The 15609-nt window shown below is 54.8% G+C and carries 14 protein-coding genes and 1 other RNA gene; 7 read left to right on the top strand and 8 right to left on the bottom strand.

Annotated features, from left to right (window positions below):
• Positions 1-172: 172 nt before the first annotated feature.
• A complete protein-coding gene (locus PHD76_14230; GenBank protein MDD5262997.1) occupies positions 173-1081 on the bottom strand; it encodes a phytanoyl-CoA dioxygenase family protein in 909 nt (302 codons plus the stop codon).
• Between the two features lie 92 nt (positions 1082-1173).
• Here PHD76_14230 and PHD76_14225 point away from each other — a divergent pair, with 92 nt between their 5' ends.
• Positions 1174-2034, top strand: a complete 861-nt coding sequence (locus PHD76_14225; protein ID MDD5262996.1) for an AraC family transcriptional regulator — start codon at positions 1174-1176, stop codon at positions 2032-2034.
• Between the two features lie 65 nt (positions 2035-2099).
• Here PHD76_14225 and PHD76_14220 read toward each other — a convergent pair whose 3' ends face one another.
• The 3 genes from PHD76_14220 to PHD76_14210 form a co-directional block, all read right to left on the bottom strand.
• Positions 2100-3257: a hypothetical protein gene (locus PHD76_14220; GenBank protein MDD5262995.1), complete on the bottom strand. Its 1158-nt coding sequence runs from the start codon at positions 3255-3257 to the stop codon at positions 2100-2102.
• A gap of 242 nt (positions 3258-3499) precedes the next feature.
• A complete protein-coding gene (trxA, locus tag PHD76_14215; GenBank protein ID MDD5262994.1) occupies positions 3500-3826 on the bottom strand; it encodes a thioredoxin in 327 nt (108 codons plus the stop codon).
• Between the two features lie 87 nt (positions 3827-3913).
• Positions 3914-4138 (bottom strand): hypothetical protein, encoded by a 225-nt coding sequence (locus PHD76_14210; protein MDD5262993.1) that lies wholly within the window; start codon positions 4136-4138, stop codon positions 3914-3916.
• Between the two features lie 118 nt (positions 4139-4256).
• Between PHD76_14210 and PHD76_14205 the strand changes: the two genes are divergently transcribed.
• On the top strand, positions 4257-5297 hold the full coding sequence (locus PHD76_14205) for a hypothetical protein (GenBank protein MDD5262992.1): 1041 nt from the start codon (positions 4257-4259) through the stop codon (positions 5295-5297).
• 252 nt (positions 5298-5549) lie between these two features.
• On the opposite strand, the gene PHD76_14200 is transcribed toward PHD76_14205, so the two are convergent.
• Entirely contained in the window at positions 5550-6083 is a 534-nt protein-coding gene (locus PHD76_14200; GenBank protein ID MDD5262991.1) for a DUF1439 domain-containing protein, read from the bottom strand.
• Between the two features lie 310 nt (positions 6084-6393).
• On the opposite strand from PHD76_14200, the gene PHD76_14195 reads away from it, so the two are divergent.
• The 3 genes from PHD76_14195 to PHD76_14185 all read left to right on the top strand — a co-directional run bounded on the left by PHD76_14195 (position 6394) and on the right by PHD76_14185 (position 8790).
• On the top strand, positions 6394-6924 hold the full coding sequence (locus PHD76_14195; protein MDD5262990.1) for a hypothetical protein: 531 nt from the start codon (positions 6394-6396) through the stop codon (positions 6922-6924).
• Positions 6925-7001: 77 nt separating this feature from the next.
• Positions 7002-7856 (top strand): EamA family transporter, encoded by an 855-nt coding sequence (locus tag PHD76_14190; GenBank protein ID MDD5262989.1) that lies wholly within the window; start codon positions 7002-7004, stop codon positions 7854-7856.
• A gap of 46 nt (positions 7857-7902) precedes the next feature.
• Entirely contained in the window at positions 7903-8790 is an 888-nt protein-coding gene (locus PHD76_14185) for a tetrahydrofolate dehydrogenase/cyclohydrolase catalytic domain-containing protein (protein ID MDD5262988.1), read from the top strand.
• Between the two features lie 164 nt (positions 8791-8954).
• Here PHD76_14185 and PHD76_14180 read toward each other — a convergent pair whose 3' ends face one another.
• Complete coding sequence (locus PHD76_14180; GenBank protein ID MDD5262987.1) at positions 8955-10784, bottom strand: SulP family inorganic anion transporter; 1830 nt, start codon at positions 10782-10784, stop codon at positions 8955-8957.
• A gap of 6 nt (positions 10785-10790) precedes the next feature.
• Positions 10791-13565, bottom strand: coding sequence for an MMPL family transporter (locus PHD76_14175; protein ID MDD5262986.1), 2775 nt, complete (start codon positions 13563-13565; stop codon positions 10791-10793).
• Positions 13566-14103: 538 nt separating this feature from the next.
• Between PHD76_14175 and PHD76_14170 the strand changes: the two genes are divergently transcribed.
• Positions 14104-14688, top strand: coding sequence for an ATP-dependent Clp protease proteolytic subunit (locus tag PHD76_14170; protein ID MDD5262985.1), 585 nt, complete (start codon positions 14104-14106; stop codon positions 14686-14688).
• A 12-nt stretch (positions 14689-14700) separates the two neighbouring features.
• Here PHD76_14170 and ffs read toward each other — a convergent pair.
• Positions 14701-14795: signal recognition particle sRNA small type (ffs, locus tag PHD76_14165), an RNA gene on the bottom strand.
• 327 nt (positions 14796-15122) lie between these two features.
• Here ffs and PHD76_14160 point away from each other — a divergent pair.
• Positions 15123-15609, top strand: a 487-nt coding sequence (locus tag PHD76_14160) for a hypothetical protein (protein MDD5262984.1), incomplete at its 3' end; no start/stop codon positions are given.

Here is a 15609-nt window from a genome sequence, read left to right as displayed (position 1 = left end):
CCAGCAGAAGTAACCGAACTCGGTTTTGAGAAGAGGCGCACCGGGTGTGATGGCGTAGGCGTCGCGGCGGCGGCGGGCGGCTTCTGTCCAAGCTTCGCGCGGCGGCAAACCGTGAACCCCGTCGGCTTGAACGGGAGATGTTGTCAGGGGATTTTCGGATGTTATCATTAATTTAACATACCAATCCGATGCGGTTTTTCGCGGCGTACTCCACGGTGTCGGGGCCGACCCAGCGCGGATCAATTTCCTGTGTCGCCAACTGGTAGCGGGTGTCGGTGGAAAGGCGGATGCAGTTGCTTTGGTTGTCGAGCGAGGCGTGGACGAGTTTCATGCCAAACGTCAGGAGATCACCCGCCTTGAACTCCGTCGTGAGCCAGCGTCCGCCCATTTTCTCCCGGAGCGTGACGGGATTCTTCGTCAACATTCCCGGTTTGAATTTGTAACCGCCCGGACGATTCTCGCAATACGTGTCCACATCCTGCGCGAGATAATTTTTCAGCCGTTCACTTTGACGGTGTGAGCCTTCGAGCACAATCAGGCCGCCCAGTTCCAGTGATGTGTCGCCGTAGGGGATCCAGGCCGTGCGGACTTCGTGGGTGCCGCGTCCCATGTAAACGAGATCACAGTGTGGCGGAGTGCCACGGCCCGGATTGACGGCACGAAACCAAGTGTGGTCGTAATGCCGGACTTCGCCTCCGAAAAATCGCCGGTAAAAATCGAGGATACTCGTCCCGAAAAGAAAACGCTCAAAAGTCGGGTGCTTGCGGTTGACCGGGAAACCCTGGGCATTTTGGGGAAAGGCGGGCGTCTTGTCCGGCGGGCACGGTACGGCTTCGATCACTGGGAAATCGGGGTCCAGTCGGCCCGCGAGTTCAAGCTGTGAACAAAGTTCTGCCCGGACTTTCAAGACGTCCTCCCTCTCAAAAAAACCCGGCAGATAGAGATACCCGTCTTCGATCATTCGTTCACGAAGAGATTTTTCATCGGTCAACACATCATCGGAGCGGCGTAATTCGCCGAAAGCGGCGTCGCTCAGATCCAATTCATACCCATGCGAAGAAAGGGTCAGGCTTGTGTTCATATGTTAAAATTACCTCAAAGATCTAGTCTGAAAATGGAGATTTTGGAAAGATTCTTGTGTTTTTTGGTATGGAATTAGCCTATATTCGGAAGATGCCTCAACAGCAGAATGCGCCTCCTGCCCGTAACCCAAAAGGCTGGCGTTTCAACAACGCTGTGGCATCCCCGCTCGGCAGCATCACTTCGGCAGGTTTTGCGGATAACTCGCAGCATGGAGCGGGTCCGGCGCGCATTTTCGGGCAATATGCCGTGGTTTATGTGCTCGACGGCAACGCATTTTACAAGGATGCCCACGGTACGCAAATGGACATCGGCCCCGGGGATATGATCCTGGTTTTTCCCGATCTCGCGCATTCGTATGGCCCGAAAGGCAATGGACTCTGGACCTCCTTGTGGCTGAGTTTCAGCGGGAAAATATTTGATTTGTGGCGTGAGCAGGGATTGCTGGACGATCATCACCCCGTACATCATCTCGAACCCGTGGATGTGTGGTTTCGCCGCTTCGATTCAATTCTCGGCGCGCCCCGCCAGACCGGATACGCGCCGCCGTTGCTGGAAATCTGCCGCCTCCAAACCCTGCTGGCGGAAATCGTCACCGGCGCGGGACGGCAAACCGCCTATCAGGATGATCTGCGCTGGGCATCACAGGCCTGCGCGCAACTTGATGCGACTCTGGTGTCAGCGCCCGATTGGGAAAGCATCGCGCGCCACCTCGGCACGAGTCCGGAGACCTTTCGCAAACGTTTTACGCGGCTGGTGGGGCACCCGCCTGCCCGCTACCGGGCTGGCAGGCTCGTGGACCGCGCCTGCGAACTCATGCAGGAACGCCGGTTGACGGACAAGCAAATTGCCGCCGTGCTCGGATTTTGCGACGAGTATTATTTTTCGCGCCGCTTCAAACAAATCACGGGCCGTTCGCCGACGCAATTCCGTGCCTTGTCAGCGCAGGGGTGAAGGTCCCCAAGCTTACGCACAGGGTATTGCCATGAATCCGTGTTTTAGATTGCAAATCGGAAGCGTCACTTCCCGGCAATAAGCTTGACTTGCTGCATGGCCTGCTCGCGCAGCGACCCGCTTGGAAATTGTGAAACCCAGGCTTTTGCCTGCGCAGGATTGTTGTAGGCCCATGCCGAAGCCACCGCAATAACGGCCTGGTTCTTCACGTCTTCCTGGGGAAGATTGATTGCATACGCAGCCGCGGCCGCCGGATCTTTCTGAGTCCACATGGGCACAATGGACAGTATCGCCGCAGTGCCGGTTTCACCCGCCGGCAATCCTTTCGCCCAGATTGCAGCGGCCTGGGGACTGCTTTCCGCCCATTTGGCGGCGACGTTCCGGACCAATTGGGGATCATTTTCCTGGATCGCATACGCCGCAGCCCCCTGAGGATTGGTTTCAGCCCACTTGCCGCTCACCAGCCCAAGCGCCCGCTCCCTGGCAGGCCCTTTCGGCAAAGATTGCGACCAGCTCACCGCGCTGTTCACATCCGTATTGGACCATTGCGCCGCAACCTGCCCCGCCAAATCAATCCAGGCCGGATTCGCTGCGTCAGCCGTTGACGAAACAATCATCCGGCGCAACAGTGTCGCCGTGCCCGACGGATCATGGCTCATCCATTGCTGACAAATTGGTATATACAATTCCTTCCTGCTGGACTCCGGCATGGACTTCTTCATCCAGTCCAACATGGCTGCCGGGTCACGATCCGCCATGGCCTGGGCCAGGACGTCGCGCGCCTGCTGGTGCAACCCATCGGCGCCGCCGCGGTCCCCAAACCACTTTACCTCCCCGCCCAAATCCCGGTCGCTCCAACTGCCCAACAGCGCGGCACGCGCTTCAGATTTTAATTTGCCATCCGGAATGGATTCCATCCGTGCCAGCGTATCCGCCATTGTATCCACCCCTACCGATTTGGCCCATTGCTCCAGCAACTCTTTTCGTTTCTCAGGATCCATTTCCGCCAAAGCCGTCAGTAACATCGGATCCAGGGTTGGGCGAGCTTGCTCGGAAGACTGCTTGTCGCCTTGCTTTGCCGACACCCAGTTCCCTCCCTGATCCTTCTGCCCAAGCCCTGTTTGCGAGCCTCTGTCATTCCCGGAGGAAAACCAGAGCGCAAGGAGAACCATGAACAGGAGAACCACACAAACGGGCAGAATGAATTTCAGATTGTTCTTCATGAAGTTTATATTAGCATTATTTCTGTTTTAGCCAAAAAGAAAAACAAGGGGGATGGGAATATCCCCTCCACCTGTTTTCCAATTCAATATCCGCCTTAAACGCCCATCTGGCCGTGGCCACAAATGCTGGATTACTCAAGGCAGGCTCGGTCAGCCGGAGTGAACGCATGGCCAAGCGGAATGAAGTCCTGTGGATTGCCCGGGCCTTGAACGGGCGGGCAACCTTTTCAGGTTCCGATATCTTAGTTTAGACCCAGCTTCTGCAACAAGGCCGACTTGGAAGTCATCCCCACGATCTGCTCTTTAATCTGGCCGTCTTTGAAAATCAGCAGGGTCGGAATGGCACGGACATTATACTGGGAGGCCAACTCGGAGTTTTTATCCACATCCACTTTCCCAATGATCACCTTGCCTGAGTGTTCTCCGGAGATCTGATCCAGCAGCGGCGCAATCATTTTGCATGGGCCACACCACTCCGCCCAGAAATCAACCAGTACCATGCCTTTGGCATTCAAAACCTTTTCGCCAAAGTTTGCAGCACTCAATTCCACAAGATTCTCGCTCGCCATAGACCTGAAATCATGCAAAGCCTCTGGGAAATTGCAACTATGGAAGCGTCAAAAAATCAACAAAGTCCGCACCAAGCGAATCCGCGCTTACAAAATGTCGAGATATCCCAGCAATAAGACTGCGACACTGGCCAGCGCGACGAGTGCGGCGGCAAGAGCCCAACCCGTTCCTCCTCCATCGGAATCCCGGACAGGCAAGGGCGCAGTCCTGGCTGCCGCAGGCGCTGCTTGTGGAGCCGGAGCCCCAACCGTTGGCATTTGAGGGGCATGAGGGGTTTGAGGTTTGCCGGCATGAGCAGCGGCGGGTGGCATGGGAATTTTCGCGCCAGGCGAAGACGAAGGCGTGGCGGCTTTGATGAGTGATGTGCCGGATCCCGGAGTACCAGAAAGTGCCGGTTTGCCTGGACCCGCAGGAAATGGAGCCGGCGTCTTGATAACACTGGTCTTCGATTTGATATCCTCCGGAGTCGATTTCAATGTGGCCGTCGGAAGCAGGGGCGCGGGCTTGGAAGCAGCAGGGACCGGAGGAATAGAAGACACGGCAGGTGCCGGAGAACCCGACAATGGCAGCGTTGCTTTGGGCAAAACCACAGTCGGTGGGATCGATTTCGCGGAAGTAGAAAACGGTGCTGCTGGCGGTGGAGGTGTTACCATCGGAATCTTTGCAGCAGGAGGAGCTAAAACTGGAGCTGGCGCCTTGGGTGCCGCAGACACGGGTGCCGGAACTGATGGCAATCCAGGAATGACAGCTTTCGACGGCGCGGCAGGCGGCATGGGAGCTGCGGCAGGAATCGCAGGAGCCCTTTGCGCTACTGGAATCGGAGCCGGTGCTGGCGGAGGAACAGGCAATTTGGCTCCCTCCGCGGGGAACAAAGGAGCCGAAAGCGGAACCGTCGTCGCAGCAGGAGCTTTCGTGGGAAGCACTGGTGAAACAGCCGAGGTCGGCGGCTTCGCCCCTGTTGGAGCAGCGGCAGGCGCGGGGACGCGCATCATAACAGGAGCTGGAGGTTGCGGAGCTGCAACAGGCGCCGGAGGCTTCATTGTTGCAGAAGGCATTGCAAGAGGAACTGTCGAAGCAGACGCAGGAGATGTCATGCCCGGCCTCTGCATTGTTGAAAAATTCGATGTGGGGGGTTTGGGCGACTGGGCTTGCATGGCTCCGGCCACAGGAGGAATAATCGGCTTCGGCAAAGCCGCCGTTGGCGCTTCAGTCACTGCAGTTAAAGGACTTGGCGACGACCCCAATGGGCGCGTAACCGACAGCATCATTTTATTGGTCGGAGGTTTAACGGGTTGGGCGCCAGAAGGAATCCCAGGAATGGCACTAACCGATTGCGGACCCCCACCCGGTTTGGGAGGAAGATTAATCCGCATGGTTTCTTTTTTAAGTTTTTTCTGCGTGACCTTCAGGCTCGGAGTAACACCGCCGGCCGCCAGGTTAATCGTTTTACTGGGGATTTGCATTCCCTGAGGGAGAACCGGCTTCTGTGGCGACGTCGTCCTTGAAGGAGGCGCAATCGGAAGCCTGGCGCCAGGCGGCAAGTTTGGATTCTGAGGCGGCTGAGGTGTTAAGGCCATACAGTATAAATAACACGAACACCCATTTAAGCGTCAAGTAACTTTTTAAACATTAGCAGATAAAAAATGCGATAAGGAACTTGGCCTGACAGGCCTGACCGTGCGCAAAGCGGTGCCTGTTGGGCTCGTGACAAGAACACCCACATCAGTATCCAATAATGACAACCAGGCTGTTGTCTTTCACATGAAAGCCTTTGAGATGAGCGCTGGCCAGGCTTTCCAAACGGTTGGACTTGTTGAGTTGATACAGATTGATCGATTTCAAAACAGGCGTAATGAGGTTGCCAATCATACCAATTACCTCCTCATGTTTGCCCGACGGCAGGCCCTTGATGTTCACCTTGCGGACTTTTATGTCGCCGAGGCGAATGGTGGCATCTTCCGGATGATACTCCAATTTGCCATCCACGTTGACATGACCGGGGGCTGGAAACATTCCCATGGTGCGCACCGTGACATCGGTATCCACATTGATCCGGTCTCTGGAGCCCTCAAATAACAAATCGGGATTCTGAAGCGTGATCGAAAAAATGCCGGAGCGGGTCACGGGAAAACGCGATTTCACCTGCTTTTCAACCTGCGACTTCGGAATTTCGATTTGAAAAGTCCTTCCACAGCCTTGAAGGAAGAAGACACTCAGACACACAGGCAAAAAAGTAAGAAAAAGGAGCCTTTTCATGGCGGGAACTTAACAAAAGAAAGCCAATAGCGCAAAAAGGAACGGAAGTTTTTTTACACAGACCACTGAGCCAGGGAAGTCAGAGGTTTGAAATAGGAAATGATCCTGCACCGTAAACTTCCCTTCTCTGTTCTCTCCGCGATCTCGTTGTAAATTACTTTTCATTCCATTTCGCGTTTCTCCACTCGCAACGGCTGTCGGAGTTTGCTTCTTGGCGTTAAAATCCTACATGCTCCATGTGCCGTGGCTAAGTTACGATAGTTTTTACTTTTTTATAGATAAATACTTAAAAAGTTGCTACGTTCTCGCAATGCGACTTCAGCCCAACCGAAATTACACCAGCGACGACGTCGTCCAAACTCCCCTCGAAATGGCCGGCCGCCTCGTCCACCATTTTAAACCCAGCGGTCGCATCCTCGAACCCTGCTGCGGCGACGGCCATTTTCTTCAGTTCATGCCTGCCGCCGAATGGTGCGAAATCAGCCGCGGACGCGACTTTCTCGCCTGCAACAATCAGTTTGATTGGATCATAACCAACCCGCCCTGGAGCCAAATCCGGCCTTTTCTCAACCACGCCATGGAACTGGCCGACCATGTGGTCTTCCTCATGACGGTCAATCATGTCTGGACCAAGGCCCGCATCCGCGACATCCAGTCGCATGGGTTCGGTTTGAAGGAAATCTGCCTTGTTGAAATGCCGGAAACTTTTCCCCAGTCGGGATTTCAACTCGGGGCCATCCATATCGCCCGGGGTTGGAACGGCGCCATCACCTTGACCGATCTTTCAAAGGCAATCCCGCCCAGGCCGCGGATTCGCCGACGCAGACTTTTGGCTGTGTGAGCGGATAACCGGTTGCATTTCGCAAAACCACACATACATTCCCCTGCATTATAAATCAATTTCACCTGATCTACCCGCTGGTTTCGGCATTCCTGTACGCGCTGTCCGCCCTTGCCATCAAACGCAGCATCGAACTCGGCATAGGGCCGTGGCGCATGACCTTCCTGTCCAACGCGATGATGGCCGTGCTTTTCGGCCCCTTTGTATTTTTCGGGCACGGCCCCCTGACCTTCACCCCCTGGTGGCCGCCTGTGCTGTTTGGTTTTTTGTTTTTCATCGGCCAGGTACTTACCTTTCTTTCACTCACCCGTGGCGATGTGTCCATCGTTACGCCGATTCTTGGAAGCAAAGTGGTGCTGGTGGCGGTCTTTCTGGTGGTACTCCTCCACGAAAAACTCCGCGCGTCCGTCTGGGTGGCCGCCATTCTCACAACGGCGGGCATTGCCCTGCTGCAACAAGGCAATCATCAGGCGCACCGCGGCCGGATCTTGCGTACGGTACTGTTGTCCATCGCCACCTCCTGCTGTTTTGCCCTGGTGGATATTATAACCAAATACTGGTGCCCATTGATCGGATTCTTCCGTATGCTGCCCGCTTCGTTCCTGGTCACATTTTTGCTGTCGTTCGCTCTGCTCCCCTTTTTTAGGAAGCCGCTCATCCATCTGCCGGAAAAATCAGGCAAAGTCCTCCTCCTGGCAATCATTCTTCTGGCCCTTCAATCCGTGGGCATGGCCATCGCCATCGGCTATTACGGGGATGCCGCAGGCTCCAACATCGTCTATGGCAGCCGCGGCCTCTGGAGCATCGCCTTGGTCTGGTGGATCGGGCACCATTTCAAGAATGACGAATCCAAAACCAGCCTCCGCATCCTGCTCTTCCGCGTGGCCGGGTCCGCGCTGATTCTTTCAGCCATCATTCTGATTTTTATTTAGAGCCTTTCTCTTTTCAGCCGCCATTCATTGCCTATAATGACTTCCCATGACAGCCCAGCTCATTGATGGCAAAAAAATTGCCGAACAAATCCACCTCGAAACCGCGATGGCGGTCCAACGCCTCAAATCACGCGGCATCGAACCCTGCATCGCATTCATCCGGGTCGGCGAAGACCCCGCTTCACAGGCCTATGTCGGAATGAAGGATAAAAAAGCCGGGACGCTCGGAATCAAAAGTAAAACCCATGTCTTTCCCCAGGACCTCCCGGAGGCGGAACTGCTCAAATTCATCGAGGAATTGAATCGCGACCACAACGTGCATGGCATCCTGATCCAGGCGCCCCTGCCCCGGCAGATTTCCCAAACGCTCGTTTTCAGCGCCGTTCTGCCCGACAAGGATGTGGACGGCTTTAACCCGGTCAATATGGGCAAACTCCTGCTCGGCGATCCGACCGGATTCCGCCCCTGCACTCCGGCGGGCATCCAGGAATTGCTCATCCGCAGCGATCTTTCGCCTGCCGGAAAAAAAGTGGCCATCCTGGGCCGGGGCAACATCGTTGGCAAACCGCTGGCGGCAATTCTCTGCCAAAAAGACAGCCGCGCCAACGCCACCGTCACCCTGGCGCACTCGGCCACGCCCAACATCGGCGAAATCACCCGCCATGCCGATATTGTGGTCGCCGCGATGGGAGTGGCGGAATTTCTGAAGGCCTCCATGGTCAAACCCGGAAGCATTGTCATCGACGTCGGCGTCAACCGCGTCGATGACCCGAGCTCGCCAAAAGGAAGCAGGCTCATCGGGGACATCGCATTTCGGGAAATCTGCGAAGTCGCCTCGCATGTCACGCCCAACCCCGGCGGAGTCGGTCCGATGACCATCGCCATGCTCATGGCCAACACGGTTTCAGCGGCGGAAAAGCAGACCCATTTTTAATGCGGACGCATTAAAAATATTATACTGTTTTTGAGCATCCTTGATGTGCTCTTTGCGTTCTTTTGTGGCAAAAGATTTGTTCTTGGCTTTTCCCGTCTCTTGGCACCTTCGTGATTCTACCCGTGTTCCTCCGCGTTCTCTGCGCCTCTGCGGTGAGTGCTGTTTTACGCCTTCGGCCCGCGGGCCGGATCGTAAAAAATCCGGATGTCAGCCGGCCCCTTCCCGATCAATTCCTTCGCGCGCTTGAGGGCGTTGCGCGTGGCCAGGTTCGGGTTTTGCGGCGAAGCCAAAAAAATGTTGTCGCGCCCAAGCACATCCAGCAGCCCCGAATCGCGGCACACGCGGTACACATCCTTGCGGGCTCCGCTGATGATCAAATGGCGTCCGCTTTCCCGCAGATAGCGGATCAGCTCCATCAGCGCCATGACGCTGGTGGCATCAAGATGATAGGCATTCCGGAGGCGGAGGATGATGACCTGAAGATTCGGGTCATCGCATACCCGGCGAACCTGGTCGCGGAACAGCTCCGCCGCTCCGAAAAACAATTCCCCCTCCACATGCACAATGGAAATCTGCGGGTTCGGGCGGGTCAGCTTGTCCTGGATCTCATACAAGTGGCCTTCCTCATTGAAACTGTACTCGACCAGTTCCGGACGGCTGGCCTTTTTCAGGAAAAGAATGATTGAAACAAAAGTCCCCAGATAAATCGAAAAATCCAGCTTGAACAGAATGCCGGCCACAAAGGTTGATATAAAAACAGCCCGGTCCGATTTGGTCGATTTAAGGGCAATCCGGATCTGGTCCGGAGCAATCAATGAAAAGCTGACGCAAATCACAACCGCCGCCAAAACCGTTTGAGGAATGGCCCCGACCAGCGGCCCGAGCAGAAGCGCGGCCATCGCGCAAAAGACGCCGCTCAAAATGCCGGCCAACGGCGTCACCGCCCCGCTGCTCCAATTCAACACCGAACGAGTCAGCGAGCCCGAGGCAGGCATCCCGCCGAACAGCCCGCAGGCCAGATTCGCCACACCCAGACCCAGCATCTCCTGGTTGCTGTCCACCCGGTCTCCAGAACGGTTTGCAAGGGATTTGCTGATCGACGTCGCCTCCAGAACCGAAAGAAAAGCGACGGCCACCGCAGCACTCGCCAAGCTGCTGATCGCGGTAAAATTCAAATGCGGCAAGGTCAACGGCCATTTGCCAAAAGGCATCTCCTGGATATGCGCCAGCTTCAGCCCAAAGTGGTCCATGACAAAACCCACCACGGACATCCCGACAATTGCCAGCAGAACACTGGGTAAAGCCGGGAATTTTTTTCGCACCAATAGCCAGAAACACGCGGTGGCCACCCCCAGCAGCAACGACGGCCAACTGGTTTCAGGGAGATGAAGAAACGTTTGATGGCTGATGTCCCAAATCGTCGCCGCATCCAGCACCTTGTAGCCCAGCACATTCTGCAACTGATTGACCATGATGTGCAGCGATGCGGCAGTAATATACCCGGTCACCACGGTTCTCGAAACATATTGCACCAAGCCCGCCACGCCGACTAACGCACCAATAACCAAAAATCCGCCCACCATGAACAGGAAAAGCGGCATGACCTCCGAGAGTTCAAATTGGCTCCTTAACAGCAAGAAAGAGCTAAGCACCAAAACCGCAGTGGCATTGGACGGCCCGGAAATGAGAAATCTCGAGCTGAAAAAAAACGGGCCCACAATGGCGGCCACCGCCGAGCCATAAATGCCGAATTGCACCGGTAGGCCCGCGATCATCGCATAAGCCATGCCGAGGGGAAAAGTCAACAGCGCGACATTAATTCCCGCCTTCAGATCCTGGCGGAAGGCAAAGGCATCGTATTTCTGGAAGCGGAACCGGTTCGGGAAGAATTTGAGATTGCTGCGCGCCACCAGGCGGGCGGCCTCTGCGATCCAACCGCGCACCATGAGCCTCAGGGATTCTTCATTCACGAATCCATCCCCTCCTCCGGCCATTTTATCCTATTTCTTTTGCTGTTCATCCCGATGACGGAGCGCTTTGCATTCATCCATCAAAAACAAAATCTGCGGCAACACAAGTACACTGGCTGAAAAGACGCAAAAAATCCCAATCGACATGACCAGGCCCAGACTGACCAGCCCCTTGTAATCGCCGATCATCATCGAGCCGAATCCAATCATGGTCGCCAGGGCTGACAGGAGAATGGCTTTGCCGGTGCTGGAGCCAAAAAGGCTGCAGCGCCCCTCTTCCTCATGGCGGTCCACGACATAGACTCCGTAGGCGACTCCAATCCCGATGACCAGCGGCAGCGTGATAATATTGGCGGGATTAAATTGCAAGCCTGCCAGGCCCATGATTCCGGCCGTCCAGATAATGCCGATCCCCAACGGCAGGAGCGAGAGCAACACCCGGCCCGCATGGCGGAAATGGATCGAAACCATGACGACAATCGCCAGCAGGGCCAGCACGGCCGCGTTTACATAGCTGTCTTTCAGCACGGTGATATACGTGTAGTTCTGTACCGGCGTACCGGTGGCCTGCGGACTGACTTTCCGCAAATCAGCCACGAAACGCTCGTTGGCCGCCTGCTCCATCACATTCTCCTTCGGATTGATCTCCAGCAAAATTTTGCCGTTGGGCGATATGTAATGAGCCAGCGCCTGGGGAGGCAAATCGTCCAGCGTGACGGGTGTCTCCAAATTGAAACTGCGGAGAAAATCAAACTGCCGTTGCATGCTGCCGATCAATTCAAGCTGGTAGCGGTTCAGGCGCCGCACGGCTTCATCCTCGCTCAAGCTGTTCAGACTGTTGACCGACTTTTGGAGGGCCGGCAACAAACGGTCGAAAATCCGCAACGCTTGGCCAATGCGTTTGTCCTTGGCCTGCCGCATTTTTTCAGCCTCCTTTTGCCCCATCAGCGAATACTGCAAAATCGTGGCCAGCCCCGCCTTTGCCTTGACCAGATCAACCGAAGCCGAGGGGGCCGACGAAATTGTAAGCTGGTTCAATTCCCTGCGGATATCCGCCATCACCTTAAGTTTGGCCTCCTGATTATCCGGCAGTATCTTGGTGGGCGAACTCACGGATGCAACCGTCGGCAACGCCTCAAGCTGGGTTGTCATGCGGGCCGCCTCGTCCATGTTCCCGGCGACAATCACCCCGAACATAAACGGCAATTCCGGATTTTCCCCCAAATGCCGCGCCAATTGCACGGGTTCGATTTTTTGGTTCTGAAGATTTAGCAGGTTATAGTCGAATTTGACTCCAAATCCGAGCCAGGCCAACAGCACCGTTCCCACGCCGATCAGAACCAGCGACCGCACCGGGCGGCTCACCAGCAATTGGTCCACAGCCCGGCCTCTTTCGCCATATTGCGGGCGCGCATGAAACGGCTTTTTCATGCGTCTGTCCGCCACAGCAATCAAGGCCGGATACAACACCAGACTGGCAAACAGACAGCACAGAATGCCCGTGCCGGCAATGATCCCCATTTCCGCCAACCCGATAAAGTCGTTGAAACACATCGTGTAGAATGCCGCTGCTGTCGTGCCACCGCTGGTCAAAATCGCCACGCCGGTGAACTGCAGGGTGTTTTCAAGCGAGGGAAGAACTTCCAGCCCGCTCGCCCGTTCTTCTTCATAACGTCCGATGACCTGGATGCTGAAATCAATGCCCAACCCCAACAGCATGAGCACAAACGCCTGGGAGATGATGTTCAGATGCCCCACCGCCAGCACCGTAAAACCCAGCGACCAAAAAATCGCGTGGATCAAGGCGTAAATGGCCAGCGCGGGCCTCACCAGCTCATGATAAGAAAAGAAAAAAAGCAGGGCCAGCAGCACAACGGCCACAAACGCGGCAACGATCGAGTCATGCGTGCTTTGACGGAGTTCCTCGTCCATCAAGACAAACTCGCCGGTCATCCCGATTTTGACGGAAGGAAATTCCTTCCGCGTTTGCGCAATAATGTCCTTGAGCTGCGCAATCGATTTTTCGTACGGGGAAAAACTGTTCGCGTCGCCTTCTCCCGGCGTGATCGTGATCAACAGCATCTTGCCGTCCCTGAACGACAGATATTCGTTTTGCTCCACCAGCCTTTGAAAACCGGTGATCTCATCGTCCATCATGCTCCCAGCCGACGGGCCCTTGTTGTCATCCACCGGACGGGAAAGTTCCAGCGCCAGGGCCTCAAGACTCTTGACCATCTTGTCGGCATACGACTCCAAATCATCCAGCGTCCCCTTTTTGCCGCGTGCCTTATCGACCCGGTTGAACTGCTCGATCGCCCCGTCCAGCAGCGTGTTCAAATCCACGTTGCCGCCGCGCCTGCCTAACAATTCTCTCTGCGTCTCGATTTGCGAGCGGATGGTTTCCAATTCCTCCTTCTTCTGGAACAGCATGAAATGCGGTTTGAGTTTTGTCAGATCGTTGCGGTAATACACATCCCGCACCTGGTTGCGGTCGATCTTTTGGATGCGCGCGGCCAGGGCTTCGACCGCCAGGCGGTTTTGCTCGAAGGAATCGGACTCCACAACCACCAGGGTGGGGTCCTTGGTGTTAAATTCCTTGAGATAATCCAGATAATAGCGCAGCACCGGGGAATCCTGCCGGATCAGCGCGTTGGTGTCGTTCAACACGCCCAACCGCGTGGCCGAAAGCCAGATGCCGGCCGCCATGACAGCCATGGAACCCCCTATCACCCACCATGGATGCCGGTAGGTAAAACGCGCCACCCCCCGCATCAAGGCCTGTAACCATTCACGAATCCGTATCATTGAGCGTGGCAAAATAGCAAAGACCACAACGGAAGCAATGATGTAAGTAAAAGAAGATAGGCAGGCGGCATTACCTATGTTCCGACTGTGCCCTGCGCCTCCTGTTTTAAGTCCGGCTTCTGCCTTCTGACTTCTACATTCTCCCCTTTCGCCCGCTATTTCCCCTCTTGGTCTTTCATGTCAACTTGAAAGCTGATTTTTTTAATGAAACCTCAGTTCCATTGCGAACAACAAAGTCCACAGGCCTGTAACAGAGTTGTAATTTATCGGAATCACAACGACTTACAAACATGTGAATAACATGGAAATAAGTCCCCTCATTGGCATTTTAGTAGTTTGCAATCAATGAGTTACAAAAGTTATTATGGTGTTAGTAAACTTTAGTATTAAAGTCGCTTTCGCTTAATTGTTCATTCCCGTGTCAATGTTTTTTTAAAAATTTTATGCCGATTGCAGAATCTCCACAAAGCGCATCAATCCGCTAATAATCTACAGAAAGCATGGACATCTTTTCCCGCACGATTAAATTGTATCGCCTATGCACGCAAAGCCTGAAGATTCCCTTTCCGAATCGAAACCCAAACGAAGCCCACTTGAGGATCGCCTGCTCAAAACGCGAACCATCCTGCTTTTCGGCGAAATCACCCAAAAAGTTGCCCGCGAGGTTTCGGAGAAGCTGATTGTGCTTTCCGCCGAATCCGATGACCCGATCCGCATCTTCATCAATTCCCAAGGCGGCCATGTGGAGGCAGGCGACACCATTTACGACATGATCCGCTTCGTCAAGCCGCCGGTCAAAATCATCGGCACCGGCTGGGTGGCCAGCGCAGGAGCCCTCATTTACTGTGCTCCGCCGGTTGAAAACCGTTTCAGCCTGGCCAATACGCGGTTCATGCTCCACCAACCCAGCGGCGGCGTCGGCGGTCAGGCCACCGACATCAGCATCGAAGCCCAGGAAATCCTGAAAATGCGCGAACGCCTGAACCGGATTTTTTCACGCCAAACCGGGCAGCCGATTGAAAAAATCGAAAAGGACACGGACCGGAATTACTGGATGACAGCCGAAGAAGGCAAAAAATATGGGTTGGTTGGGAAAGTGGTGAATTCCATCACCGAAATCTGATCCCTGCTAAAAAAAGACCAGGACTGACGGCCGTCGAGGTCATGGTACCGTTGCTGCCTTTCGGCCCTGGCGGGGTTCGCAAGCCTTCAACTCCGCCAATCCTGGCGTTCCAAAAATCTACGTCGAATCCGCAAAAGCACAAGCACTACTGGACTCCCCCGCTTTTTTGATTAGTGTCGTGTTGCCTCAAGCAAAAATGACACCGAATGAATGGGCTCAACTCCGATAGCCATCGCGAGTGAACTCCGACATGCGTCGCGAGCGGGCTTCTTGACATTGACATAACGTGCTGGGAAAGGGATCTGTCAAGAAATGAGAGGCTGTTGAAATAATCCACAGATTACACAGATTTGGAAAAACTTCCGATCAGCCTCTCTGTGGAAATCCTTGTAATCTGTGGATTGATCTCTCGGTAATGGTTTTTCAACAGCCTCATGACTCCTGACCCCTCCGTCCCACTCAATGAAATAATCGATCCGTTCACCGAGCTTCGGGAAAGCTTGGCGCTGGGAGGGAAAGATTTTTTAAAAAAGATTCAGAGGCTGCTGAAAATAAAAAATGGACAGGAAGAAAAAAGGATTGATGAGAAATTCAAAAGGAAGGCGCTGAGAGAAAGAATCGGCAGGTGCTTGAGGCTGGAACCGGAAAAGTGCTGGCAGATTTGGACTCGCGCCCGGTTGGGAGGCGAACGAAAAGTCGATCTCGGCCGGGAATATGGTTACAGTGCTGCGGCCGTTGCGTTGGCGGCGGCAGGGGTGACTGTGCATGCTCCCTTGCGTGATGTGGGCAAGATCCATCACGGCAGTCAGGGGCTTTTTGGAAAAGAACGGTTTGCCTATGACAGTCAGGCCGACGCCGTGATCTGTCCCAATGGCAAGCCCATGAAAAAACGCACCTATCACCAGCACAATCAAATGGTGG

Source organism: Candidatus Methylacidiphilales bacterium, assembly GCA_028713655.1.
GTDB lineage: Bacteria > Verrucomicrobiota > Verrucomicrobiia > Methylacidiphilales > JAAUTS01 > JAQTNW01.
Note: the sequence above shows the minus strand (reverse complement) of the source record. Positions and strands in the feature narration are given on the sequence as shown.